Origin of the sequence: Bradyrhizobium sp. 35 (assembly GCF_023073215.1) — a bacterium.
Taxonomy (GTDB): Bacteria; Pseudomonadota; Alphaproteobacteria; order Rhizobiales; family Xanthobacteraceae; genus Bradyrhizobium; species Bradyrhizobium canariense_D.
This window is the reverse complement of the sequence record NZ_JADPJC010000080.1, coordinates 63,034-87,457: the sequence shown is the minus strand read 5'-3', so window position 1 is coordinate 87,457 and position 24,424 is coordinate 63,034. Positions and strand designations below refer to the sequence as shown.

Here is a 24,424-nt window from a genome sequence, read left to right as displayed (position 1 = left end):
CTCCGCGACGGGGACCGCGAGCCTCTCTCGCAGCCTGTAACCCGTCATGGCAAAACCCGGCCGACACTCTGACTCTCTCCTCCTAATTGAGAGAATGCGAAATCTGTAACGCAGCCCGCCTTCCATCGTATCTTCATGGAAATTGAGTTGAGCTACCGGGGCCGCAGGCCCCACCAGGCGTGCGCCAGGGGCGTATCGCCCTATGGAAAATGGCACCCGGAGAGCGTGAGCATCGCGACCCGAAGGGGCACGCGGATCCGAGTGCAGCGACGAGACCGGTTTAATAGCGGCACCCGGGAACGGGGCAGTGATAGCGATCGCCGCAAGGCGAGCCCCTTTTCCGAGTGCCCCCGGCGAGGAGCTCCGCTATCCCTGCGCGAGGGATCGAAGCCGGATGGCCGAGACGCAGCGCGGCTCGGTTCACAAGAGCCCGTTGCGGCGCAGCCGCACGCGCGCAAACGGGAGAACTCGCCAGGGCTCGACCAGAGGACCTCGTTTCGTCGCTTGAATTCGTCGGCGCGTCGAAAAATACCTTAGTCCCTATTTACCCATCCCGGCGCAGTTCGGGGCATTCGGCCTTGCATTGTCCATCCGGCTCAAGCGCGTCGCGAGCGGCCTGCAGCTCACGGATATCTGCAAATATTCAGTCCCAATACGTGAGTGACAATTGAACCATTTGAACAATGGCCGGCCGAGCAGTACTCAGCCCAGCAACCATGGCCTGCTTAGTCCAACCCACACGTTCAAATTCCGACGTTCGAAAGCGATCCGAAGGCTTCGATACAAGTCTCCCATCGGACCTGTCGGATTGACTATTGACCTATCATCCAAAGCAGCTGCCTGCGGGATACCGGCCCCTGCCAACGGAGCGCCGCAACTGTTCCCCTTTTCTTTCGCGAGCGACATTGGCTTTCTTGGAGAACTACACACCAAAGGCTTCCTTTTCGCGCGCCAATCCAGCCTTTTCCCGCCCGGCCGCGCTTCGCAGTAGAGGTGCAAACTCTTTGGCCGTAACACTCCGCTTAATCCGCAATCCGAACTCTCGCTCCCCCGACCAGGGACGAAGAGCAATCTGGATCGACCAGATCCCGTCTCGTTCGTCAGTGAAATCAGCACATGTTACACCACGGGCATTCAGCAGTGAGATCAAACCGCTTAGTCTCGCCGCGCACCGCACTACCTGCCCGCTACCCTCTCGCTGGAACCTGGCCCACGATGATGAGAGCGGACATGGCCGCCGCTTACCTTGACTTTGGAGACACAAGCGAACTCATGCGCGCGATCAGCCGACGAGACGCCCCCCCGCCAATCGGCTTTCGCGGAACAGGGCGCCTGCGCCAGCCGGTTTGGTCGAAGGCGACTATGGACCACTTCGCAGCGTCGACCGGAAAAAGAGATCTTAAGCACGGGGAGGATCTTTTATGCCTGGTGTGATATCGCTTGAAAAGGCACCGCATCTACCCCGTTATTGTCGCCGCAAAATATTGGCGAAGAATAGAATAGCCTACTATTTTGAACCCCCAACCTGGGCTCGTCGACAGGGCTGCGATTTAAACCCTGAAGCTCTAGGCTGCGATTACGCAAGTGCCGTTGAGCGGGTAGAGAAAGTCCTTTTGCCGGCGTTCGACAGTTGGCACTCACGGGGTCTAAGCGACATCATGCCGGCGACGATCGAACCCGGCACGTTCGATTGGCTCCTCGGCGTCTTCCAAGCTCACCAGAAGTGGACCGAAATCGAAAGCGCTACACAGCGGCACTACACAAAAAGTCTAGCACTTTTCGCCAATCACGAGCTGAAAGATGGAAGTCGCGTTGGGTCTAAACAGTTGTCCGATTTCACCAAAGCGTTCGTCGACGCAGTTTATCGAAAATTATTGGTTGTGACGAAAGTCAACAACAGTGGAGAGGTCGTCGTTCGCGAGCGTCGTCGCTATGTAACTATGGCCATGGCGGCCTGTCGCCGTGCTTGGTTCGTTGGTCAGCGTGCTCAAGAAAGGATCGTACCAGCGACCAATCCGTTTTCCCGGATGGGACTAAAATCTCATCCGCCTGGGCAACCGATACGGCCCACACCGACCGCAACTTGGGACGAACTCGTCGCGTTCAGAGCTGCCGCGAGAAAGCTTGATTACCGCTCGATCGCAACAGCTGCTTTATTGTCGTGGGAGTGGCTGCAGCGAGAGCAGCACGTGTTTGGCGCCTTCGACATTTCGCACTATCGACCCAGCGAGCGGCCAAATAGCGTCAGAATCGTGCATCCGAAGAATGGAGAGGAGGCCTGGTGGCCCCTATCGGACGAAACGGGCACCCCTCTCTTTCCTGAGCTTATGGAGGAACTCGACGAGATCAAGAGGACCACCCTCTCCGGTCTGGTATTCCGTCGTGATCATGCGCATCGTCAGTCGGCAATCCCGCTACCATGGATTACCCCACGCAAGGATCTCCGCTATCTCCGTAGTGTGGTAAAAGCCATCATCACAGAGGCTGGCCTACGTCAGGAGCTTTCTTTTAGGTCTTTCCGACACGGAGGATTTACCGAGGGCGCCGACAGCGATCTCACGGATGCAGAGTTGCGCGCGGCTGGTCGTCATAGATCAAGTCGCCAACTGCCAACCTACGCCAAGCGTACGGCCAGGCAGTTGATCATTGCCACAAAAAAGCGTCGCGAAGAGCGGACAAGATCTCTCCTTGTTCGGGTAAACGCCAATCTCCCCTCGGAATAAAGGCACGTCGGCCGACGGCAAAACCGATGAATGCGCTCAAAGGATCGCCTATTTTCCCGTCCACACCGGCTTGCGCTTCTCGCTGAATGCTTTCAGCCCTTCCTTGGCATCCTCGGTCATGGCGAGCAGCGCGATCTGGCTTTCGGTGTAGGCGATGCTCTCGTCGAACGACATTGAGGCGATCGCGCGCATCGCGTATTTGCCGCGGCGGATCGCGGTCGGGGATTTATCGACGATGCGGCCGATCAGCCAGTCGACCTTGGCATCCAGCTCGGCCGTGGGCACGATGTAATTGAGCAAGCCCGCTGCCAGCGCCGCTTTCGCGTCGAACGGCTCGCCGGTCAGCGCCCATTCGTTGACGAGGCGAGATGGAGCGATGGACTGCAACAGGCTCAACACCTGCATCGGGAATACGCCGACCTTGACTTCCGGCAGGCCGAAGATGACGTGATCGGCGGCGACGGCCATGTCGGTCATGCAGAGCAGGCCCATGCCGCCGGCCATGCAGACGCCGCCAACGCGCGCAATCGCGGGCTTGGTCGCGTTCTGCGACAAGCGCAACAGATCGGCATAGTCGACATTCGGCTTCGAATGATCAATCGCGAAAGCCGCGCCGGAATTCTGCAGGTCCGCACCGGCGCAGAACTCGCCCGCCCCCGTCAGCACGATGATGCGGACATCCTTGTCGTCATGGGCGTCGCGATAGCCGCGTGCGATGCCGGCGATGACCTCGCCATTCAGCGCGTTGCGTTTCTCCGGCCGGTTGATGGTGATCCAGAGCGCCTGCCCGCGCTTCTCGATGATCACGGCTGTGGTGTCGGTCATGGCGCGCTCGCTTCCTTGGGCTCTCCGTTTTGCAGCCATTTGCGGCAGCTCGGGCCAAAGGTGCAAGGGCAATCTGCGGCGCGGCGCCGCTTTAGCGTCTCGACACAAACTTGTAACCCGATCGAAGCGCATGTTGCGGATCAGGCCGCCACCGCTTTCCTGATCCAGACCTTGTTGTCGTGGAAAGCGGCGCCGCCGATCGGCGCGATGGTGTCCGCGCCCGTCAGCATGTTGATGCCGCGGTTACCGATATGGTTCTTGTTGGGATGAACGGACTCCGCGATCAGCACGCCCCGGCGCACGCCCTCGAACAGCGTGGCGATCAGCGTTGTCTCGCCGCGGGTGTTGCCGAGCGTCACGGCATCGCCATGGGCGATGTCGAGCGCGGCCGCATCCAGGGGATGGATCATCACGCTCGCCTTGCCCTCGCGCGCCTGGGAGGACGGCGTCTCGTTGAAGGTCGTGTTGAGGAAGCTGCGCGACGGGCTCGTGGCAAGCCGGAACGGATGGGCCTGGTCGGCATGCTCGATCACCGCCCAATGGTCCGGCAGCGACGGCATCTTGTCGTAGTCACCCATCGTCTGGCCGAACGGCGGATGCGCCCAATCCGCTTTGAAATGGAATTTCCTGTCGGCGTGGGCGAAGCCGTCGAGATAATGCGACGTCCGGAAGTCCGGCTGCAGGTCGCGCCAGAGGTCGGCTTCGAGGCCGGCAATGTCGCCGTGGTCGCTCAGCTTCAGCGTCGCGTCGATCAATTCACGCGGCGTCAGCTCGAACCCCGGATGCCTGGCGCCAAGCCGCGGCGCCAGCGCCTGCAACACCTCGTGGTTGGAGCGGCATTCGCCGGGCGGGTCGATCAGCTTCGGCCCAACCGAGATGTGCTGGTGCCCGCCACCGTAATAGAGATCGTCATGCTCCATGAACATCGTCGCCGGCAGCACGATGTCGGCCATCTCGGCCGTCTCGGTCATGAACTGCTCGTGCACCGCGACGAACAGATCCTCGCGCGCAAACCCCTGCCGCACCAGTGCCTGTTCCGGTGCAACGGTCATCGGGTTGGTGTTCTGGATCAGCAGCGCCTTGACCGGACCCTTGCCGTGCAGGGCCTTGGAATCGCCGGTGAGGATGCGGCCGATCTGCGACTGGTCAAGCGCGCGGATGGTTGGATCGATGGCGTCGTGACCTTCGATGATGGATTCGTTGAAGTGCCACAGCGCGTAATTGTTGAAGAAGGCGCCGCCGCCTTCATATTGCCAGGCGCCGGTCACCGCGGGAATGCAGTTTGCAGCATGCATCTGCGCCGCGCCGTTGCGCGAGCGGGTGAAGCCGTAGCCGAGCCGGAAGAAGGTCCGCTTGGTCTCGCCGACCAGTTTGGCAAAGGCCTCGATCTCCGCCACCGGCACCCCTGAGATCGCGGACGCCCATTCGGGGTTACGCGTCTTCAGATGCGCCTCGAGCTCATCAGGGCAATCGGTGTACTTGTCCATATAGGCGCGATCTGCATAGCCGTCGCGGAACAGGACATGCATCACGCCGCAGGCGAACGCGCCGTCGGTGCCGGGCCGCAGGATGATCTTGATATCCGCCTGCTTCATGGTCTCGTTGTCGTAGATGTCGACGGCCGCGATCTTGGCGCCGCGCTCCTTCCGGGCACGGGCGGCGTGCGTCATCACGTTGACCTGCGTGTTGACGGGGTTGGTGCCCCAGATCACCACCAGATCGGACAGCGCCATCTCGCGCGGATCGACGCCGGCGATCTTGCCGGTGCCGATCGCGAACCCGATGCGGCCGACATTTGCGCAGATGGTCTGATAGAACCGCGAATATTTCTTCACATGGGTGAGGCGGTTGAGGCCGTCGCGCATCACCAGCCCCATCGTGCCGGCGTAATAATAGGGCCAGACTGACTCCGCGCCAAATTCGCGCTCGGCCTGGTTGAAGCGATCCGCAATCTCGTCCAGCGCCTCGTCCCAGGTGATCCGGGCGAATTGGCCGGAGCCCTTCGGCCCGGTTCGGCGCAGCGGATAGGTCACCCGATCGGGGTGATGGATGCGCTCGGCATATCGGGCGACCTTGGCGCAGACCACGCCGGCCGTATAGGTCTGCTTTTTCGAACCGCGGACACGACCGATGCTGCGCCCCTCGACCACCTCGATGTCGAGGGCACAGGCCGACGGGCAATCATGCGGACACGTCGAATGGCGGATTTCGATCTTGGCGTGCTGGTTCATGTCCAATTTGGTAACACCAAAATACCTGTCAGCCGAGGGTATTTATCCGGCAACGCCCATGCGATTTGCTCAGACCGCGTGCGCCGCCGGTTCCTGCCGCGACCGCGAAGAGCGGCGCCGCCACACCGAAAACCGTCGGATATTCCAGGCACCATCGGCCTTGTGAGGCGTCGACAGTCCGCCTCCCCTGCCGCTACAGTGCTTACCAACAAGAACGACATCAGGGAGGTGGGTGTGACGGCCCGACAATTCATGCTGGCGCTGGCCGCCGGTCTGCTCTGCGCCTTCGCCGCAGCCCCGTCCCTGGCGCAGGATTATCCCAACCACACGGTCCGGATCGTCGTGCCCTTCGGCGCCGGCGGGCCCGCCGATGTCGCGGCCCGGCAGATCGGCAATGCGCTCCAGGAGAGTTTTGGCCAGCCCTTCGTGATCGAGAACCGCACCGGCGCGGGCGGCGTCATCGGGACGGTCGAAGCGGCGAAGTCGCCCGCCGACGGCTACACGCTGTTGATGATGTCCAACACCCAGACCGCGAACGAATCGCTGCTGACGCCGGACAAGCGCAAATACGAGCTGATGCGCGACCTCGCGCCGATCGCACCGGTGAACTCTTCCGATCTCGTCATCGTGGTGAACCCGCAAGTCGCAGCGAAGACGCTGCAGGAGTTCGTCGCCCTCGCCAAGTCGCAGCCGGGCAAATTGAACTACGCCTCCTCCGGCCAGGGCACGCCCTATCACATGGCCGGCGAGCTGTTCAAAGCCATGGCCGGCATTGACCTCGTCCACGTCCCCTACCGCAACAGCGGCGAGGCACGCAGCGGCGTGATCGGCGGGCAGGTGCAGATGATGATCGACGCGGTGCCGGCGATGGCGCCGAATATCGGCGAGAACCAGGTCCGCGCGCTCGCGACCACCGGCAAGCAGCGCTCAGCGGTGCTGCCGAATGTGCCGACAGCGATCGAGGCGGGTGTCGCAGGCTATGAAGCCACGATCTGGCTCGGCCTGATGGCTCCGGCCGGCACGCCGAAACCCGTAATCGACAAGCTCAATGCCGCCGTGAACGCAATGGTGAAGCGTCCCGACATCGTCAAACTCTGGACTGCGCAGGGCGCGGTGCCCATGTCGATGACGCCGGAGGAATTCGACAAGTTCCTGCGCGGCGACATCGTGAAATGGGCGGACGTAGTCAAGAAATTCGACAAGTCCTGAGGCCGTAGCGCGACAATGCCGACCATTCAATTCCAGCTCAACGGCACGGCGACGGCCGTCGAGACCGATCCGGATCAGACGCTGCTCGATGTGCTGCGCGGCCGGCTCGGCGTCACAAGTCCGCATTTCGGCTGCGGGGCCGGCGAGTGCGGCGCTTGCCATGTCATGGTCGGTGATCGCGCGATGGCCTCCTGCGACATGCCGATGTGGTCGGTCGCCAACAAGGAGGTCGTCACGGTGGAAGGCCTCGGCACCGCGGAGCAACCGCATCCGCTGCAACGCGCCTTTATCTCCGAGCAGGCGATGCAATGCGGCTATTGCGTATCGGGAATCCTGATCAGCGCGGCGGCGCTGCTGAAGCGCAATCCGTCGCCGACGGAGGCGGAGGTGAGACCCGCGCTTGATCGCAATCTGTGCCGCTGCGGATCGCACAACCGCATGGTCCGCGCCGTGTTGCGGGCGGCCGCGGAGATGGCGACATCATGAGTGCGCCGTCCCCTGCCCCGACACTGCCGGTTAGCCTTGCGGCCAATCCAAAGCTGTCATCCTGGGTGAAGCTCGTCGGCGACGGCCGTGTGGCGATCTCGCCCGGCAAGGTCGAGATCGGCCAGGGCATCGTCACGGCCCTGGCACAGATCGCAGCCGACGAGCTCGACGTCGATATTGGCCGCATCGAGATGATCCGCGCCTCCACGGCGGCAAGCCCGAACGAGGGCGTCACCTCGGGCAGCCTTTCGATCCAGCAGTCCGGCCGCGCGCTGCGCCACGCCTGTGCCGAGGTCCGCCAGCGCTTCCTCGCCGCGGCATCCGAACGTCTCGGTGTCGATGCGTCGCTGCTCGATATCCAGGACGGCACGATCTCGGGCCCCGGAAATGTCAGGACCAGCTATTGGGAGTTGGCCGGCGACGTTTCGCTCGACCACGACGCCATTGCGGGCGCGACGGCGAAGATTGTCGCCAAGCGCACTGTGGCCGGACATTCGGTCCAGCGTTTCGACATTCCCGACAAGGTGTTGGCACGGGCGCGCTTTATCCATGACTGTCCGCTGCCGGACTTGCTGCACGGACGCGTGCTGCGGCCGGACATCTCGGGCGCCAGGCTGATCGCGCTCGACGAGACGGCGACGAGAGCCGTTCCCGGCCTCGTCGCGATCGTCCGCGATGGCGGTTTTTCCGGCGTGGTCGCCGACAGCGAGGCAGCGGCGGAAGCCGCGCTGAAAGCCTTGCGCAAGGGCGGGACATGGTCGGCCGGCGAGCCGCTGCCCGATGAAAATGATCTGGCCGGGTTCTTGAAGAGCCAGCCGGTCGAGACCACCGTGATCGATGTCCGGACGACTGCGGCAACGATAAAGGAGGCTGCTCGCACCCTCCGCCGGCAATACATCCGTCCCTACATCGCGCATGCCTCGATCGCACCGTCCTGTGCGATGGCCCAATGGAACGGCGATCGCGTCCACGTGTGGACCCACAGCCAAGGCGTCTACCTGCTGCGGGCCGACCTCGTGATCGTGCTCAAGCTGCCGCCAGAAAACATTGTGGTCGAGCACATGGAAGGCGCGGGCTGCTACGGACATAATGCCGCCGACGACGTCGCGCTGGATGCCGTGCTGCTGGCGAAAGCTGCCGGCGGCCGTCCGGTGCGGGTGCAGTGGTCGCGCCACGACGAGATGTCCTATGCACCGTTTGGCGCGGCGATGGCGATCGAGATCGAGGCCGATCTCAATGCGGACAACGAGATCGTCGGCTGGCGCCATGCGATCTGGAGCAACGGCCACGCGGCGCGGCCGGGGCGCGCGGCCCAGCCCGCGCTGCTCGCCGCAACCGAGATTACGAACCCCTACCCGCGCTTGATCTCGACCAATCCGCCCCCAGCCAATGGCGGCGGCGGCGACCGCAACTCCGTTCCGCTCTACGACCTCCCGTCCTGGACGGTCACGAGCCACCGGCTGCTGACGATGCCGGTGCGGACCTCGGCGCTGCGCACACTCGGCGGACAAGGCAATGTGTTCGCCATCGAGTCCCTGCTCGACGAGGTCGCCGCCCTGCGCGGCGAAGACCCGATCGCGTTCCGCTTGCGCCATCTGCGCGACGAGCGCGCGAAGGACGTCATCCGGGCCGCGGCACGACGCGCGCAGTGGAAACCGCAGAAGCAGGCCGGCATCGGTCATGGCGTGGGCTTCGCCCGCTACAAGAATACGGGGGCCTATTGCGCCGCCATTGCGGAGGTCGAAGGCACTGAAGACATCCGCGTCAAGCGGCTGACGCTGGCGGTCGATGTCGGCGAGGCCATCAACCCGGACGGCGTCATCAACCAGATCGAGGGCGGCGCGATCCAGGCGACGAGCTGGGTGCTGAAGGAGCGCGTCCGCTTCGACCGCACGCGCGTCACATCGACGTCCTGGACCGACTATCCGATCCTCACCTTCAGCGAGGTGCCAATGGTGGATGTCGAGATCGTGCAGCGGCCGGAGATCGAGCCCGTCGGCGCCGGCGAGGCCGCCCACGGCCCGGTGACGGCCGCGATCGCGAATGCCGTTTACGATTGCCTCGGCGTGCGCGTGCGCGACCTGCCGATCACCCGCGACAAGATCATTGCAGCCATGGAGCTGGCATCGTGACGACACTGAGCATTTTGAGCGGAGGCGCGGCGCAAGGCCTGGTGCGCGGCCTCGGCGATCCCTTCAAGACGCAGACCGGCTTCGGCATCGACGGCGAGTTCGGGGCGGTCGGCATCATGGCGGACAAGCTGCGGGCGGGAACGGCGGCCGATCTGGTGATCCTGACGCAGGCGCTGCTTGCAGAGCTTGCCGAAGAGACGCTCGTCGTCCCCTCCTCGATCTCGGATGTCGGGCGGGTCGAGACCGCGCTGGCGCTCCGCAGCCGCGATCCCAAGGTGACCGTGAAGACCGAGGCCGATTTGCGCGAGGTGCTGCGCAGCGCCGACGCGATCTACGTCCCGGACACGAAAGCCTCGACGGCGGGACAGCACGTCGCAAAGGTGCTGGATCAGCTGGGCATCGCCTACGAGGTCGCCTCGCGCCTCAAAATCTTTCCGAACGGCGCGACCGCGATGCGGGAGCTTGCGGCGTCCACCGCCGCGCATCCGATCGGCTGCACCCAGGCGACCGAGATTATCGCGACCGACGGCATCGCACTGTCAGGAGCTCTGCCGCCGGGCTGCGAGCTGGTGACGATGTACACGGCCGGCGTGACCACGCGGGCCGCACATCCGCAACAGGCGGCCGCGCTGATCGCGTTGCTGACCGGCGCGGACCGCAAGGATCTGCGCCAGCGCGCCGGCTTCACCGGGTAGGTAAGCGCCCTACGTGTGCAACTGGGTGAGGCCGGTCGGCGGCCCGTCGACGGCAGTCCAGCCGCCATCGACGAACAGCGTGCTGCCGCTGACATAGCTCGCGGCGTCCGAGGCGAGATAGGCGACGGCTGTCGCGACCTCGTCGGCGCTGCTCCAGCGGTTGAACACGGTGTGGCCGGCATAGAGATTGTAGATGTCGGGACGCTGCTTGAACGGGCCCGTCAGCGCGGTCTCGGCGATGCTCGGCGCGATCGCGTTAACGCGCACGCCAGAGCGCCCAACCTCGGAGGCAAAGCCCTTCACCAGCAGGCCGATGGCCGCCTTGGTCGAGCCGTAGACGCCGAGGCCGGGCTCAATGGTCACCGCCCGCACCGAGGAGCAAGCGATGATGCTGCCGCCCTTCTGCTCGACCATGATGCGGCCGAAGGCCTGGAAGAACCAGACCGTGCCCTTGATATTGAGGTTGAGGACGCGGTCGAGATCCTCCTCGGTGTAGTCGAGGATGGTCTTGCGGATGTTGAGCCCGGGCGTCGTCACCGCGATGTCGAGCCGCGAAAATTTCTGCATCACGGTCTTGGCCAGCGCATTGACGTCCGCAGCGCTCGAGGCGTCACACGCAGCCGCCTCGGCCCAGCCGCCCTTCTCACGAATGCCGGCGGCGGTTGCTTCGGCGGCGTCAATCGCACGATCGGCGCAGACGACACGGGCGCCGAGCCCGGCCAGCGCCTCGGCCGACGACTTGCCGATGCCCGAGGCCGCGCCGAGCACCACGGCCGTCTTGCCGGTGAGATCGAAGAGCTTGCGATAGTCAGTCACGGATAGATTCTCCTGTATTGCTGCTATCCCTTGTAGCCCATCAACAGGCGGGGCAGCCACAGCGAGAAGGCGGGGACGTAGGTCACGAACATCAGAGCTGCGATCAGGGCGGCGTAGAACGGCAGGATGGTGCGCATCACCGCGCCCACCGAGATGCCGCCGATGGCGCAGCCCACGAACTGCGTGGTCCCGACCGGCGGGGTGTTCAGCCCGAGCGCGCAGTTGATCAGCATCAGCATGCCGAACTGCACCGGGTCCATGCCTGCCTTCATCGCGATCGGCAGGAAGATGGGCGTGCAGATCAGGATGGTCGCCGCCATGTCCATGAAAGTGCCCAGCACGAACAGGATGACGTTGATGAGCAGGAAGATGACCCAGGGCTGCGTCGAGACCTTGCTCATCATCTCGCCGGCGAAGTCGGCCACCTCGTAAAGCCCCATCAAATACTGGAACATGGTGGAGACGCCGATCAGCAGCAGCACCACGCCCGTGGTCTTCACCGCCTTGGCCGCGGCGCGCAGGAAGTTCGGCAAGGTCATGGTACGGTAGATGAAGAACGTCAGCAGGATCGTATAGGTGACCGCGACGGCCGCGGATTCGGTGGCCGTGAACACACCGGACAGGATACCCGCCAGGATGATGCCGACGATCAGAAGGCCGGGCAGAGCGGCTGCGAGCGAGCGAAAAACCGCGGGCCAGCCCGGGAACTTGCCGGCCGGATAGCCTCGCTTCACCGCGACCGCGTAAGCGGCGACCAGCATGCACACCATCAGCACCAGGGCCGGCAGGAGCCCGGCGGCGATCAGCGCGCCGATCGAAACCTTGCCGCCGGCGGCGAGCGCATAGATGATCATGTTGTGGCTGGTCGGCATCAGCGCTCCGACCAGCGAAGCATGGGTGGTGACGTTGACGGCGTAGTCGGTGTCGAAACCTTCCTTCTTCATCATGGGGATCATCACCGCCCCCATCGCCGACACGTCGGCCACGGGCGAGCCGGACACGCCGCCGAACAGCGTGCAGGCGACCACGTTCGACATGCCGAGCCCGCCGCGGATGTGTCCGACGAGATTCTTGGCAAGCTGCACGATCTTGTCGGCGACGCCGCCATGCAGCATCAGCTCACCGCTGAAGACGAAGAACGGGATGGCGAGGAAGGAGAAGATGTTCATCCCCGACATCATCTGCTGGAAGATGACGGCGACCGGCAGGCCTTCGTAGAGGATGGTGCAAATCGCCGAGAGGCCGATCGCGAAGGCGACGGGGACGCCGAGGACCAGGAAGCCGAAGAAAGTGGCGCCGAGGATGATCAATTCCATGAGGGGACGACCTCTTCGCCGCGCAGGAGAGCGATGATGTGCTCGATTGAAAAGGAGACGATGAGGACGCCGGAGGCGATCAGCGGCACGTAGCGGATGACCTCGGGCAGCCCGAGATTGGGGATCTTCACGGTTCCGACCGAGGCTCCGAGGATCCAGCCGTTATAGGCCATCGCGACGCCGAAGCCGGCGACCAGGACGTGGATGACAAGCTCGATCTTCTCCCGCGCGCGATCCGGCAGCATCACCAGCAAACTGTCCATGCCGATATGCCCGGCATCGCGCACGCCGACGGCGGCGCCGATCAACGTGACATACAGGATCAGAACCAACGCAAGGTTCTCCGTCCAGGTCGGGCTGGAATTGAGCACGTAACGTCCGAACACCTGGTAGAAGACGATGGTGACGATGACGAGCAGCCCGGTCACCGACAGATACATCCCTAGCCGAGCGACGGGAGCATTGATCCGGGACAGCAAGCCGGTGGACGGGCGTCCGGCTACGTCCAGTTCGTGGTCTGCGACGTGAGGGTCTGTCATCCAAGTCTCCTTGCAAGTCTCCTTGCGCGCGTCCAATGCGTCGGTCCGGCGTCGCCAGTCGGCAACGCCGGACCGACGCTATGGCCTTACTTCGTGTCCTGGATACGCTTCACGAGGCTCTTCAGCTTCTCGTCACCCGCGAACTTGTCGTACACCGGCTTCATCGCGTCGACGAATTCCGCCTTGTTGGCGATCGTCACGACCTGAACGCCGGCCGCTTCGACCGTCTTGCGGGAGACCTGCTCGCGTTCGTCCCAGAGCTTGCGCATGACGGGCACCGATTCCTTGGCCGCCTTGCGGACCATCGCCTGGTCCTCCTTGCTCAGCGTGTCCCAGACCGTCTTGGACATCACGAGAACTTCGGGCGCCAGGGAGTGCTCGGTGACGTTGTAGAACTTGGCGGCCTCGAAGTGGCGCGAGGACTCGTAAGAGGGCCAGTTGTTCTCGGCAGCGTCCACCAGACCGGTCTTGAGAGCGGTATAGACCTCGCCATAGGGCATCGGGGTCGGATTGGCCCCGAGGCTCTGGATCATGCCGACCCACAGATCGGATTGCTGGACGCGAATTTTCAGACCCTTGACGTCCGCGAGCGACTTGATCGGTGCCTTGACGGTGTAAATGGACCGGGCGCCGCTGTCGTAATAGGCAAGGCCGATCAGGCCTGCGGGCGCCATAGCCGCCAGGATCTCGTCGCCGATCGGGCCGTCAAGGACAGTGCGCATGTGCTGCGTGTCCCGGAAGATGAAGGGCAGGCACAACGCGATGGTTTCCGGCACGAAGTTGTTCAAGGGCGATGCGTTGATCCGCATCATGTCGAGGGCGCCGATCTTGAGCTGCTCGATGGTGTCCTTCTCGGAGCCCAGCGCACCGTTGGGGAACACCTTCACGCCGAGCTTGCCGCCGCTCGCCGCGGCGAGCTGCTTGCCCATGAACTTGACGGCCTCGACGGTTGGATAATCGGCGGGATGGATGTCGGCGGAACGGAAATCGCGTGCGGTCGCCAAGGGGGCTGAGACCGCCAGCAGAGCGGCTGCGATGACGCCGGTGAGTATCTTCATCTGGGCTTCCTCCTGAGGTGATTATATCGTTGGGCAGATGCTGCGGGCCGCCTTGGGTCGCTCCACTTCCGGTGTGAAGTCAAGCGCCATCGTCGTCCCTAGGGCGCGCGGCATTCTCTGTCCAAGCCAAATCCGGCATCGATCAATGCTAGAGTTGCATCGATGGATCAGACTGGCTTTGGGCAGACAGCCGGCTCAACGTCCGGTTTTTCCGAAATCATCTGTCGTCTGGCGCGGCAAGCGTTCATGCGCGTTGCTTGACGCCGCCGGTGCGGTCCTCTCAAGATGCAGCGAAGCAAAACGGACATCCCGAGGAATGCCTATGCCGCGGAAGCTGATCGACATCTCCGTGCCGCTCAGAAACGACGTGACGGCGGATCCGCCGGGCAATCACCCGACGATCCAGTACATCGATCACCAGCAGGGCCTGCCGCGGATGCTGCAGTTCTTCGACGGCCTCACGGCACAGGATCTGCCGGACGGCCAGGGCTGGGCCGTCGAGCAGGTCTCGCTGTCGACCCATAACGGCACGCATCTCGATGCGCCCTGGCACTTCCATCCGACCATGAATCGCGGCGAGCGGTCATGGACGATCGACGAGGTCCCGCTGGAATGGTGTTTTCAGCCCGGCGTGAAGCTCGACTTCCGGCATCTGCCCGACGGCTACGTGGCGAGCGCCGACGACGTCGAGAAGGAGTTGAGGCGGATCGGGCATGCGCTGTCGCCGCTGGAGATCGTCGTCGTCAACACCGGCGCCGGCGCCAGGTTCGGCCAAGCCGATTATGTCAGCTCAGGCTGCGGCATGGGCTACGAGGCCACCATGTATCTGCTCGAACGCGGCGTGCGGCTGACCGGCACCGACGGCTGGAGCTGGGACGCACCGTTCGTCCACACCGCGAAGAAATATGCCGAAACGAAAGATGCCGGCCTGATCTGGGAGGGCCACAAGGCGGGGCGGCACATCGGCTATTGCCACCTCGAGAAGCTGCACAATCTCGACCAGCTGCCTTCGACCGGGTTCACCGTCTCGTGCTTTCCGGTGAAGATCGAGCGGGCCTCCGCGGGCTGGACCCGCGCCGTCGCGATCATCGACAGCTAGCTGTCGAGCCCGCTCTCGGCGAGTTCGCGCAAGGCATTAATGTCGAGCACGACGATGGCGCCGTGCTCGAGGCGAACCCAGTTGCGGCCCGCCCAGGCGCGCAATTGCTTGTTGATGCTCTCGCGCGTCATCCCCACCATCTCGCTGATCTCCTGCTGCGTGATGGCGAGCGTGCCGCTGCCGGAGTCGAACTTGCGCTCTTCGGTGAGGCCGAGCAGCGCGCTCGCAAGCCGGCCCGGCAGATTTTGCAGGATCACCTGCTCGACCTGCTGACTGGTCCAGCGCAGGCGCGCGCAGAGCAGCTCGATGAATTTCATTGCGAGCGCCGGCTGGCTCTTCACGAACGGCAGGAAGTCCCGGCGATCGATGATGTAGAGCTCGCAATTGGTGTTGGCGGTCGCATCGGCCGACCTGGGGGCGCCGTCGAGCACCGCGATCTCGCCGAAGATCTCTCCGGGACCGATCAGATTGAGAATGGCGTTACGGCCGTCGGGCGACGACGAGGAAATCTTCACCGTCCCTGTGATCACCGCGAAAAGATTGTTGCCGGGATCGCCCTTGGCGGCGATCGTCGCGCCGCGCTTCACCGTCGTGTGCTTGGCGTAACGGCAGAGCTGATCCAGCGCCTCCGGCTCCAGATCCGCAAAGATCGGGTGCTTGCGCAGGACCGATAATTTATTCCCCGCCGCTTGTCGGGGGTCGTCGCCGGTCTTGTCCTGAGGCACGCCACTGGGCTCCTAAGACTGCGAGGCACTGGGGTCCCTGCGTAGTCAGTGTAGCCCAGTTTTTCAACCGGAAAGCATGCGCCCTATTTGAGGCAAACGCGGCGAAAATGCCGCGGTCAGGCGTGAAGCCGGCAGCCGAAGGATGAGCCAATGCGTCCCAGTCGATGCAGAGTTGCAAGTGCGGCACGCCACCTTGCGTTGAGGCGCTACCAAGCGTCCCGAACTTGCACGGCATAGCCCGCCCCGCGGGCGCCGCAGGATGGGACGGTGATCTCAGAAGCTTCGACGCTTGACGTCCGACTCGGGCCGGCCTGCACTGGTTTGCCGGTCTGCCCAGACCAGAGCCCCGGCGAAGGTGACAAAGATTGCCACGACAATGGTGCTCATAAGCAACGCGTCAGCCGGCATGATGCTCTCCCCTGTGGTTTTGAGCATTATTCGGGGCACCCGGCCGAATGCATTGATCCCGATCAAAATCGAGCCGCGCTGCGTCGGAATCAGGCTGCGGCCAAGGCCTCGACCTTCGCCGGATCGAGCAGGCTGATCCCGCCATGAATGATCTCGATCACGCCGTGGCGCTCCAGCTTGGTGAAGGTGCGGCTGACGGTCTCGATGGTCAGGCCGAGGTAGTCGGCGATGTCCTGGCGGCTCATTGGAAGCGGAACCGTGTCCAACGCCCGCTTCAGGGAGACCAGCCGCTCGCGCCAGCCGAGCAGAAAGGCCGCAACCTTTTCGTCCGCCGAACGGCGGCCGAGCAGGACCATGTGGTCCCGGGCCTGGCTCAGCTCGCGAATCGCCAGCTCGTTGATCCGCCTGAGGAGATGCGGCCGGTCCTCGATGAAACGGCCGAAGGGTGACTTCGCGAACTGGCATACGGTCACCGCGCCGATCGCATCGGCCGAAAAATTGTGCCTGCCAGAAATATTCATCCCCAGGAAATCGCCGGGCAAGGCAAAGCCCACGATCTGCCGGCGGCCGTCGGGCAGCAGCTTGTACAGCCGCATGACGCCCTCGAGGAGATTGTAGAACGAGGTCGTGATGTCCTCCTCGGAGAACACAGTCTCGCCTGAGGAAAAATGGACGCGCCGACCGAGATGCTCGAATTCCCGAAGCTCGGCCGCATCCAAAGACGAACAGACCGCTGATGCGCGGACGGCGCAATCGCTGCAGAGCTGCCAGTTCGGCTCAATCGTGACTACGGGCTTCATCGACCGCTCCAAGCGCCGGCTGCCCATCAGGCCCATCCCGCCGCGCAGCTGCATTTTACTGCAGTGCGCCAAAGCCGGTTGACCCAGATCAATTTTGGAGGGAATTCCCGCCCTATTCTTCTCCCAGACTTAAACGGGGTCACTTTACATGCTGCAAGGAATGCTGCGTCACGGGTTGATCGGGTTGCTTCTGATGACGCCTGTCCTGGCTGCCCCGACCGCCGAACAACGCGGCAAGGCCTTTGCGCGAGCCCATTGCGCGCGCTGCCGCGCGATCGACCGTGCGTCGAACAGTCCGCTCAAGATCGCACCGCCGCTGCGGGCCCTGCACCAGCGCTATCCCATCGAGAGCCTTGGGGAGGCGCTGGCTGAGGGCATCAACACCGGCCACGCCGACATGCCGGCCTTCGAGCTCAGTCCGGACCAGATCCACGATCTCCTGTCCTACCTCAAGACCCTGAAATAGCCGGCGTCACACCGCCTGCACCGTCCAGCCGATCAGCTCCTTCACGATGCGCGTGAAGGCCGTATCGAACGCTGCGACCGCCGTGGCCGGCACAATCTTGTCGAGTTTTTCGCTGGTCTCGACGAGACGCGAGGCGATCACCTTGCCGTTCTTGTCGACGATCCGCGCCGACAGCCCGATCTCGACCCGCGTCTCCCCCTCGGTGGCAATGCGGAAGCGCCTGATGTCGATCAGCAGCTGATAGTCCGCCTGCCCGAGATCGGCCGTGCGCAACGGCGCGTGGGCGATGTCGTAGTTCTCGAAACTGTCGATCAGACGCGCCTGTATCAGCTTGGGAATGCTGTCGGCCCAGAGGAAGTCCGCAAAGCCCGGATTATCGCCGCCCGGCGCGAACAGCATGCGCTGGGTCTGGAGCATGGCGACCGCTGTCGGCTCGGGGATGGCCAGTGACGCCGAGAGCGTCTTGCCGCCCGGACCGAGGTTCTGCGGCGTGCGCAGATCATAGGTGACTTTCTGCGCCGGCGTTCCGCCGCCGGTCATCTTCTCCAGGCCCGCCAAAATGCCGTCGATCTTGCCGGTGTTGCGCGCAAGCCCGTCTGAGAAGGTCTTGAGATTGGCGATGGTGTCCTTCAGCGGGCCCGAATTGTCCTCCAGCACGGTGTCGACCCGCCGCAGTGCATCGCGCGCGGCCTGCGTCATGCTCTGGCCCGCACCGGCCTCGGCAATCAAGGTCGGGGGCTCGCCGGATTTAGTGACGATGACGCCTCCCTCCAGCGTCACCACCGGCACGCCGGTCAGCCCCTGGAAATCGAGCCCGACCCTGCTGTCGGCACGCACCGGCGTGGTTGAAGCAACCGAGATCGTCGCATTGACGAAACGTGGATTATCCGGCGCAAGCCCGAGCTGGGTGACCTCGCCGACGCGGATGCCGTTGAACAGCACGCCGGCGCCGACCAGAAGACCGGGCACCGGGCCCTGGAATTGCACGTGATAGCTCGTGCGCGGCCCGATGCCGCCGGTGTTGTTCAGCCAGTAGACGAAGCCGAACACCGCGAGGATCGCGGCCAGGACGAAACTGCCGATCAGCACGTAGGGAGCGCGGGTTTCCATGTCTCATCTCATCTCGTGTTGCAGCATCTGCGAGCGCTTGCCGTGGAAATAGGCGCGCACCCAGGGATGCTCGGATTGCAGCAGTTCGCGCATCGGACCGATCGCCACGATCTTGCCGTCGGCGAGCGCGGCGACCCGATCGCAGACCGTTGTCAGGCTCGCCAGATCATGGGTGACCATGAACACGGTGAGGCCGAGGGTTTTTTGCAGGGTCCCGATCAGCGCGTCGAAATCGCCCGCCGCGATCGGATCGAGGCCCGAGGTCGGCTCGTCCAGGAACAGGATCGGCGGATCAAGCGCGAGCGCGCGCGCCAGCGCCACGCGCTTGGTCATGCCGCCGGATAGCTCCGCCGGATATTTATCGGCGTCCTGCGCCTGCAGCCCGACCATTTCGAGCTTGGCGATCGCGATCTCGTCCATCAGCTCCTGCGACAGGACGAGATTTTCACGGAGCGGAAACTGGATGTTCTGCCGGACCGTCAGCGAAGAGAACAGCGCGCCCTGCTGGAACAGGATGCCCCAGGTCGTGGCCGCGCCTTCGGTGCCGCCGCCGATTGGCCGTCCCGTAACCTCGATGGTCCCGCCTTGGCGCGGGATGAGGCCGATGATGGTTCGCATCAGCACCGACTTGCCGCCACCGGACGCCCCCACGAGCCCGAGGATCTCACCCCGGCGTACGTCGAGCGTCAGATGATCGAGCACGGTCTGCCGGCCGAAGCCGACCACGAGGTCGCGGACGCGGATCGCGAACTGCTCTTGCGATTCGCCCATGATCACATTCCGATCGAGGCGAAGAAGATCGCGAACAGGCCGTCGAGCACGATCACCAGGAAGATCGACTTGACCACCGACGTCGTGGTCTGTCGTCCCAGCGACTCGGCGCTGCCCTTCACGCGCAAGCCCTCGCTGCAGGCGACTACTCCAATCACCAGCGCCATGAACGGCGCCTTCAGGATGCCCACCTCGAAATGGGTGACCGAGATCGCCTCGTGCAGCCGCGCGATGTAGATCGCCGGCGCCATACCGCCGTAGAACTGCGCGACCAGGCCGCCGCCATAGAGTGCGGCAATCGATCCGATGAAAGCAAGGATTGGCAGCGCAATCACCAGGGCCGCAACCCGCGGCAGAATCAGAACATGGACGGGATCGAGTCCCATGGTCGAGAGCGCATCGATCTCCTCGCGCATCTTCATCGAGCCGAGCTCGGCGGTGTAGGCGCTTCCCGAGCGCCCGGCGACCATGATGGCGACGATCAGCACGCCAAGCTCGCGCAGCACCAGGATGCCGACCATGTCGACGGTGTAGGACTCCGCGCCGAACCTGCGGAAATGGAAAAATCCCTGCTGGGCGATGATGGCGCCGATCAGGAAGGTGATCAGCACAACGATGGGGATGGCCTGCCAGCCTATGCGGTAGAGCTGATAGATCAGCGATGTCAGTCGCAGCGAGCGCGGCCGGCGCAGCACGCCGATCAGGGCCATGAACAGCGCGCCCAGCATTTGAAGAAAGATCGTGATGTCTTCGCGCGCGCCGACCGTTGACTTGCCGAGATCGTTCAGCCCCAGCAGAACAGGGTTGGGTGCAGGCGCCGGCGGCGGGGTGTGGCGGTTGACCTGGCGCACCTCGTCCATCAGGCCACTGAAATGGTCGGCGACACCGACAAATTCGGCCGGTCGACCGGATGATGAGGCCCTGCGCGATAGCTTTTCCAGGACCCAGGCGCCGAGCGTGTCGAGCGCACTGACGCCCGACAAGTCCAGCGTCACGGCTCTGGATCGATCGACGTCCGCCCCGACCGACCGGGACAACGTCTCCAGCATCGACACGTTCGCGGCAATCCACGGCCCTTCCGGGCACAATTTCAGCTCTTCGCCGGAGGGCCTCGCCAGCAACAGCGGTTCGGAGTTCACGATTCCACCTCATCGGGACAACCGGGGCCCGTTCAGCCGGCAGTTCTAGGCCAGCATGGGGCGGCCGGCTTGACCTGTCTCAAGGCCAGCTGTAGCGGCGCACTCAGAGCTTCAGCCTGACATCGCAGATATCCGGCTCGGTCGGATCCGGCTTCACATCGAAGCCGAGCTGGCGACACATCTCCAGCATCGTGGTGTTCTCCCTGAGAACATCACCGGAGATCGCTTTGAGGCCCTCCGATCTCGCGTAGTCGATGATCAGCTGCATCAGGGCCCATCCCAGCCCCCTGCCCTTGAGATCGGACCGCAGCAGGATCGCATATTCACCGCTCTCGTAGACCGAGTCCGAATGGAGTCGGACCACGCCGACCATCTCACCGGTCGCCTCGTCGAATGCGATAAAGGCCATCGCGCGCGCATAGTCGAGCTGGGTCAGGCGCGCGATGAACTCGTGGGTGAACTCCTTCATCGGCGCGAAGAAACGCAGACGAAGGTCGTACGCCGTGACATGACGCAGGAATGCGTGGATGGTCGGCTCGTCCTCCGGACGCAGGGGCCGCGCGAAGATCCGCCAGTCCTCCTTGAGCTTGAGGTGGCGCTCCCATTGCGACGGATAGGCCCGAACCGCGAAGTTGGCGGCGCCGGAGCCGGCAAACTTCCGTTGCGGCGGCCCGACCGCGACGCGGGCATCGACCGCGGTCACGCCGGTTTCATCCGCCAGCAGCGGATTGACGTCGAATTCGCGGATCTCGGGAATGTCGGCGGCCATCTGCGCCAGCTTGACCAGGACCATGGCGACGGCGTCGGGCTTCACCGCCGGCACGTCCCGGTAAGCGCGAAGCAGCCGGGACACGCGCGTGCGGTCGATCAGGTCGCGGGCCAGTTGCAGATCGAGCGGCGGAAGCGCAAGCGCCTTGTCGTTGATGATCTCGACCGCGGTCCCGCCGCGGCCGAACACAACGACCGTGCCGAAGGTCGGATCGTCGGCGAGGCCCAGAATCAACTCGCGCGCCTTCGCCTTCACCACCATCGCCTGCACGATGACGCCCTCGATGCGAGCTTCGGGACGCAGCTTTCTCGCCCGAGCGATAATGTCGGTGGCAGCGGTGCGCACCGCCTCAGGCATGGTGAGATTGAGCACGACGCCGCCGACATCGGATTTGTGGACGATGTCGCGCGACATGATTTTCAGCACGACGGTGCCGCCTTGCGCGAAGATTTCTTCCGCGTAGGCCACCGCCTGCTCGACATCGGCCGCCGCGTATGTGGGCACCATCGCGATATCGTAGGCTTCGAGCAGGTGCTTGATCTCGACGGGTTCGAGCCATTGGCGGCCGTCCGCGATGGCAGCAGCTACGATCTGTCTTGCGGCACGTGCGTCCGGCACGAACGTGTCGGGCATTGCGGGTGGGACCTGGCTCAGTTCCTCCACGACTTCGCGGTGCCTCACGAGGTACATGAAGCCGCGCACGGCGTCATCCTCGGTCGGATAGTTCGGGATGCCGGCGCCGGACAGTGTTTCGATGATGTTCTGGTCTGCTCCGATCCACGAGGCGAGCACGGGCTTGGCCCAACTGCGGTGCTTCTCGCGATATGCCTTGACTCGTTCGGTCACCATCGTTGCGATATCGGCAGCCGAGGCGATCGCGGTCTGCACGTTGAGGACGAGGACCGCATCGTTGTCGGGATCGGCAAGCAACACGTCGAGCGCCGCCGCATAGCGCGACGCATCGGCGTCGCCCACGATGTCGACGGGATTTGCGCCGGACCAGGTCGGCGGCAGCACCTCGTCGAGTTTCTTGCGCGCGTCCGCCGAGATGGTCGCCGGAATGCCGCCGAGCTCGACCAATCGGTCAATAGCGAGAACACCGATGCCGCCGCCATTGGTCAGGATGGCGAGGCGCTTTCCCGCCGGCGACTCGACGCGGCCGAGCGTCTCGGCGCAATCGAACAGCTCGCGCAGATCAGAGACCCGCAGGACACCCGCGCGGCGGAACGCCGCGTCGTAGACGGCGTCGGCGCCCGCAAGCGCACCGGTATGGGTGGCAGCCGCCCTCGCGCCCTGCGCCATTCGCCCGGACTTCACCACGACGACGGGCTTCACGCGCGCCGCAGCGCGCGCGGCCGACATGAACTTGCGCGCGTCCTTGATAGCTTCGATGTAGAGCAGAATCGCGCGGGTCTTGTGATCCATCGCGAAATGGTCGAGCAGATCGGCAAGATCGACGTCGATTTGATCGCCGATCGAGACGATGCCGGAGAAGCCGACGCCGCGCTGCGCGGCCCAATCGACCATGCCGGCCGCGATCGCCCCCGATTGCGAGATCAGCGCGAGATTCCCGGGCCCCGGCATGTGCGCGGCAAAACTCGCGTTGAGGCTCACGCCGGGCATCATAATGCCCAAGCAGTTCGGCCCGATCAGCCGCATGCCGTATTTGCGGGCCGCAGTGACGGCGGCCTCGTGCAGGGACCCCGGTCCGTGGCCGAGCCCGGCCGAGACGATCAGGGCACCCGCCGAGCCGCGCCGCCCGGCTTGATCGACAATGCCGGGAACCGCGCGCGCCGGCGCGGTGATGATCACAAGCTCGGGCAAGAACGGCAATTGATCGAGGCTGTCCACGGCCGCGACGCCGCCGATCTCGGCATGGCGCGGATTGACGAGGCCGAACTGTCCCGTGAATCCGGCCTTCCGGATGTTCTCCAGAACGGCGCGTCCAACGGAGACCGGGCGGGCGCTCGCACCGACGAGCGCGACCGAACGCGGCGACAGCAGTTTCTTCAGACGATAGGTTGACATGAAAGCAAATGCGCCCGGTCGGTGGCGGTTCCGATGGTTGACGATCAGGCCGATAAACTGGACCGCCTAGTACGAGAGCATAACCCAGCACGGTGGTTCGCCAATGACGGTCTTTGTCACGCCGCCCCAAACGATCTCGTTCAGGCGCGAATGATGGTAGGCGCCCATCACGATCGCATCGATGGCATGGGAATTCGCCCAGCTTCCGAGCACCTTGCCAATCGAGCTGCCGTTGCCCTTCGCGGTTTCGAACGAGGCGTAGACCCCGTGTTCCCTCAAATGATCGACCAGAGCCGTGCCGGATTGCACGATCGCGTCGGACTTGTCGTCCGCCACGGTCACCACGCGGACCAGGGCTGCTGCCTGAAGGATAGGCAGCGCATCGCCGACCGCCCGCGCCGCACGCGCCGAGTGATCCCAGGCGATCATGACGTTCTCGAATTCCGGTCGCAGTTCGTCCACATGCTGCTCCGGGCAAAGCAGCACTGGCCGCCCGGATTCGAACAGGAGCGTCTCGATGATGTGCTCGGTTCGGCTGTCGTGCGGCTTCACGGGGAGCAGCGTGAGATCGCTGAAGCGTCCGTGTTCGGCCAGGACTGACGCGATCTGGTCTGCCGGCACCTTGGCCGACCGGCTTTGGGCGCGAATGCCGGTGCGGGAGGTTGCGCGGGTGAACGCATCCAGGAGATGCTGACTGTCGCCCGCCCCAAGCGAGCCGTTTGCCTCGGCCGCATCGGGGAGCATCACCTTCGGCCGCACGAAGGCATCCTCCTCGAGTGCAACCGCGGTGATCCTGGCGCCGAGGTCGGCGGCAACGGCCACGCATTTCTCGATCGCCGCAAGGGCCGGGCCGCGTGGCTGGCCGACGAGCGGCAGAAAGACGTCCTTGATGGGCATCGGGATTCTCCTCAGGCGCCAGAATAGGCCGGCTTTGGTCGGGACGCTTGATCCTCGTCAAGCCCGGGAACTGCGACCGCTCGGAAGGAGACAGGCGTTGACTGAAGCCAAGGACTGGCCGCGATCTGCTTCTATGGATTACCCTGTTCGCCCGCGAGCCGCCTTCCGACGCATCTGGACGT

20 protein-coding genes are annotated in these 24,424 nt (G+C 64.0%); 7 read left to right on the top strand and 13 right to left on the bottom strand.

Annotation, left to right across the window (positions count from 1 at the left end; translation table 11 throughout):
- The first annotated feature begins 1,658 nt into the window (after nucleotides 1-1,658).
- Nucleotides 1,659-2,723: a hypothetical protein gene (locus tag IVB36_RS16600; protein ID WP_247392215.1), complete on the top strand. Its 1,065-nt coding sequence runs from the start codon at nucleotides 1,659-1,661 to the stop codon at nucleotides 2,721-2,723.
- Nucleotides 2,724-2,771: 48 nt separating this feature from the next.
- Here the strand turns inward: IVB36_RS16600 and IVB36_RS16595 are convergent, their stop codons facing one another.
- Both IVB36_RS16595 and IVB36_RS16590 read right to left on the bottom strand, forming a co-directional pair.
- Nucleotides 2,772-3,548 (bottom strand): enoyl-CoA hydratase/isomerase family protein, encoded by a 777-nt coding sequence (locus tag IVB36_RS16595; protein ID WP_247392213.1) that lies wholly within the window; start codon nucleotides 3,546-3,548, stop codon nucleotides 2,772-2,774.
- Nucleotides 3,549-3,688: 140 nt separating this feature from the next.
- Complete coding sequence (locus IVB36_RS16590; RefSeq protein WP_247392212.1) at nucleotides 3,689-5,779, bottom strand: molybdopterin-dependent oxidoreductase; 2,091 nt, start codon at nucleotides 5,777-5,779, stop codon at nucleotides 3,689-3,691.
- A 252-nt stretch (nucleotides 5,780-6,031) separates the two neighbouring features.
- Between IVB36_RS16590 and IVB36_RS16585 the strand changes: the two genes are divergently transcribed.
- The 4 genes from IVB36_RS16585 to IVB36_RS16570 are packed head-to-tail and all read left to right on the top strand — an operon-like array spanning nucleotide 6,032 to nucleotide 10,301.
- Complete coding sequence (locus IVB36_RS16585; protein WP_247392688.1) at nucleotides 6,032-6,988, top strand: tripartite tricarboxylate transporter substrate binding protein; 957 nt, start codon at nucleotides 6,032-6,034, stop codon at nucleotides 6,986-6,988.
- Nucleotides 6,989-7,003: 15 nt separating this feature from the next.
- Nucleotides 7,004-7,474, top strand: a complete 471-nt coding sequence (locus tag IVB36_RS16580; RefSeq protein ID WP_247392211.1) for a (2Fe-2S)-binding protein — start codon at nucleotides 7,004-7,006, stop codon at nucleotides 7,472-7,474.
- Nucleotides 7,471-9,606 (top strand): molybdopterin cofactor-binding domain-containing protein, encoded by a 2,136-nt coding sequence (locus IVB36_RS16575; protein WP_247392209.1) that lies wholly within the window; start codon nucleotides 7,471-7,473, stop codon nucleotides 9,604-9,606. The genes IVB36_RS16580 and IVB36_RS16575 overlap by 4 nt, the downstream gene beginning before the upstream one ends.
- Complete coding sequence (locus tag IVB36_RS16570; RefSeq protein WP_247384107.1) at nucleotides 9,603-10,301, top strand: substrate-binding domain-containing protein; 699 nt, start codon at nucleotides 9,603-9,605, stop codon at nucleotides 10,299-10,301. The genes IVB36_RS16575 and IVB36_RS16570 overlap by 4 nt, the downstream gene beginning before the upstream one ends.
- A gap of 9 nt (nucleotides 10,302-10,310) precedes the next feature.
- Here the strand turns inward: IVB36_RS16570 and IVB36_RS16565 are convergent, their stop codons facing one another.
- The 4 genes from IVB36_RS16565 to IVB36_RS16550 all read right to left on the bottom strand — a co-directional run bounded on the left by IVB36_RS16565 (nucleotide 10,311) and on the right by IVB36_RS16550 (nucleotide 14,030).
- Entirely contained in the window at nucleotides 10,311-11,117 is an 807-nt protein-coding gene (locus IVB36_RS16565) for an SDR family oxidoreductase (protein WP_247392208.1), read from the bottom strand.
- Between the two features lie 23 nt (nucleotides 11,118-11,140).
- Nucleotides 11,141-12,433, bottom strand: coding sequence for a TRAP transporter large permease (locus IVB36_RS16560; RefSeq protein WP_247297019.1), 1,293 nt, complete (start codon nucleotides 12,431-12,433; stop codon nucleotides 11,141-11,143).
- Nucleotides 12,424-12,972, bottom strand: a complete 549-nt coding sequence (locus IVB36_RS16555; RefSeq protein ID WP_026232817.1) for a TRAP transporter small permease — start codon at nucleotides 12,970-12,972, stop codon at nucleotides 12,424-12,426. The genes IVB36_RS16560 and IVB36_RS16555 overlap by 10 nt, the downstream gene beginning before the upstream one ends.
- Nucleotides 12,973-13,058: 86 nt before the next feature.
- The gene (locus IVB36_RS16550; RefSeq protein WP_247392206.1) at nucleotides 13,059-14,030 is read right to left on the bottom strand and encodes a TRAP transporter substrate-binding protein; all 972 of its coding nucleotides are present in this window, start codon (nucleotides 14,028-14,030) and stop codon (nucleotides 13,059-13,061) included.
- Between the two features lie 322 nt (nucleotides 14,031-14,352).
- On the opposite strand from IVB36_RS16550, the gene IVB36_RS16545 reads away from it, so the two are divergent.
- Nucleotides 14,353-15,129, top strand: coding sequence for a cyclase family protein (locus IVB36_RS16545; RefSeq protein WP_018454809.1), 777 nt, complete (start codon nucleotides 14,353-14,355; stop codon nucleotides 15,127-15,129).
- Here the strand turns inward: IVB36_RS16545 and IVB36_RS16540 are convergent.
- On the bottom strand, nucleotides 15,126-15,854 hold the full coding sequence (locus IVB36_RS16540; protein ID WP_018454810.1) for a Crp/Fnr family transcriptional regulator: 729 nt from the start codon (nucleotides 15,852-15,854) through the stop codon (nucleotides 15,126-15,128). The two genes, IVB36_RS16545 and IVB36_RS16540, sit on opposite strands and share 4 nt — an antisense overlap.
- Nucleotides 15,855-16,351: 497 nt before the next feature.
- Nucleotides 16,352-17,062, bottom strand: coding sequence for a helix-turn-helix domain-containing protein (locus tag IVB36_RS16535; RefSeq protein WP_247372922.1), 711 nt, complete (start codon nucleotides 17,060-17,062; stop codon nucleotides 16,352-16,354).
- Between the two features lie 148 nt (nucleotides 17,063-17,210).
- Here IVB36_RS16535 and IVB36_RS16530 point away from each other — a divergent pair, with 148 nt between their 5' ends.
- A complete protein-coding gene (locus IVB36_RS16530; RefSeq protein ID WP_247392204.1) occupies nucleotides 17,211-17,528 on the top strand; it encodes a cytochrome c in 318 nt (105 codons plus the stop codon).
- Nucleotides 17,529-17,534: 6 nt separating this feature from the next.
- Here the strand turns inward: IVB36_RS16530 and IVB36_RS16525 are convergent, their stop codons facing one another.
- From IVB36_RS16525 to IVB36_RS16505, 5 genes are all read right to left on the bottom strand, one after another.
- A complete protein-coding gene (locus IVB36_RS16525; protein WP_247392203.1) occupies nucleotides 17,535-18,638 on the bottom strand; it encodes an MlaD family protein in 1,104 nt (367 codons plus the stop codon).
- A 3-nt stretch (nucleotides 18,639-18,641) separates the two neighbouring features.
- Nucleotides 18,642-19,409, bottom strand: a complete 768-nt coding sequence (locus IVB36_RS16520; protein ID WP_247335188.1) for an ATP-binding cassette domain-containing protein — start codon at nucleotides 19,407-19,409, stop codon at nucleotides 18,642-18,644.
- A gap of 2 nt (nucleotides 19,410-19,411) precedes the next feature.
- The gene (locus tag IVB36_RS16515; protein WP_247372918.1) at nucleotides 19,412-20,548 is read right to left on the bottom strand and encodes an MlaE family lipid ABC transporter permease subunit; all 1,137 of its coding nucleotides are present in this window, start codon (nucleotides 20,546-20,548) and stop codon (nucleotides 19,412-19,414) included.
- Nucleotides 20,549-20,651: 103 nt separating this feature from the next.
- On the bottom strand, nucleotides 20,652-23,345 hold the full coding sequence (locus IVB36_RS16510) for a bifunctional acetate--CoA ligase family protein/GNAT family N-acetyltransferase (RefSeq protein WP_247372915.1): 2,694 nt from the start codon (nucleotides 23,343-23,345) through the stop codon (nucleotides 20,652-20,654).
- Nucleotides 23,346-23,411: 66 nt separating this feature from the next.
- Entirely contained in the window at nucleotides 23,412-24,242 is an 831-nt protein-coding gene (locus IVB36_RS16505) for a universal stress protein (RefSeq protein ID WP_085394644.1), read from the bottom strand.
- Nucleotides 24,243-24,424 lie beyond the last annotated feature (182 nt).

Bases quoted from the DNA above. Each gene is read 5' to 3' on its own strand.
- IVB36_RS16600 (WP_247392215.1), top strand. From the start codon at position 1,659: ATGCCGGCGACGATCGAACCCGGCACGTTCGATTGGCTCCTCGGCGTC.
- IVB36_RS16595 (WP_247392213.1), bottom strand. From the start codon at position 3,548: ATGACCGACACCACAGCCGTGATCATCGAGAAGCGCGGGCAGGCGCTC.
- IVB36_RS16590 (WP_247392212.1), bottom strand. From the start codon at position 5,779: ATGAACCAGCACGCCAAGATCGAAATCCGCCATTCGACGTGTCCGCAT.
- IVB36_RS16585 (WP_247392688.1), top strand. From the start codon at position 6,032: ATGCTGGCGCTGGCCGCCGGTCTGCTCTGCGCCTTCGCCGCAGCCCCG.
- IVB36_RS16580 (WP_247392211.1), top strand. From the start codon at position 7,004: ATGCCGACCATTCAATTCCAGCTCAACGGCACGGCGACGGCCGTCGAG.
- IVB36_RS16575 (WP_247392209.1), top strand. From the start codon at position 7,471: ATGAGTGCGCCGTCCCCTGCCCCGACACTGCCGGTTAGCCTTGCGGCC.
- IVB36_RS16560 (WP_247297019.1), bottom strand. From the start codon at position 12,433: ATGGAATTGATCATCCTCGGCGCCACTTTCTTCGGCTTCCTGGTCCTC.
- IVB36_RS16555 (WP_026232817.1), bottom strand. From the start codon at position 12,972: ATGACAGACCCTCACGTCGCAGACCACGAACTGGACGTAGCCGGACGC.
- IVB36_RS16550 (WP_247392206.1), bottom strand. From the start codon at position 14,030: ATGAAGATACTCACCGGCGTCATCGCAGCCGCTCTGCTGGCGGTCTCA.
- IVB36_RS16545 (WP_018454809.1), top strand. From the start codon at position 14,353: ATGCCGCGGAAGCTGATCGACATCTCCGTGCCGCTCAGAAACGACGTG.
- IVB36_RS16535 (WP_247372922.1), bottom strand. From the start codon at position 17,062: ATGAAGCCCGTAGTCACGATTGAGCCGAACTGGCAGCTCTGCAGCGAT.
- IVB36_RS16530 (WP_247392204.1), top strand. From the start codon at position 17,211: ATGCTGCAAGGAATGCTGCGTCACGGGTTGATCGGGTTGCTTCTGATG.
- IVB36_RS16525 (WP_247392203.1), bottom strand. From the start codon at position 18,638: ATGGAAACCCGCGCTCCCTACGTGCTGATCGGCAGTTTCGTCCTGGCC.
- IVB36_RS16520 (WP_247335188.1), bottom strand. From the start codon at position 19,409: ATGGGCGAATCGCAAGAGCAGTTCGCGATCCGCGTCCGCGACCTCGTG.
- IVB36_RS16510 (WP_247372915.1), bottom strand. From the start codon at position 23,345: ATGTCAACCTATCGTCTGAAGAAACTGCTGTCGCCGCGTTCGGTCGCG.
- IVB36_RS16505 (WP_085394644.1), bottom strand. From the start codon at position 24,242: ATGCCCATCAAGGACGTCTTTCTGCCGCTCGTCGGCCAGCCACGCGGC.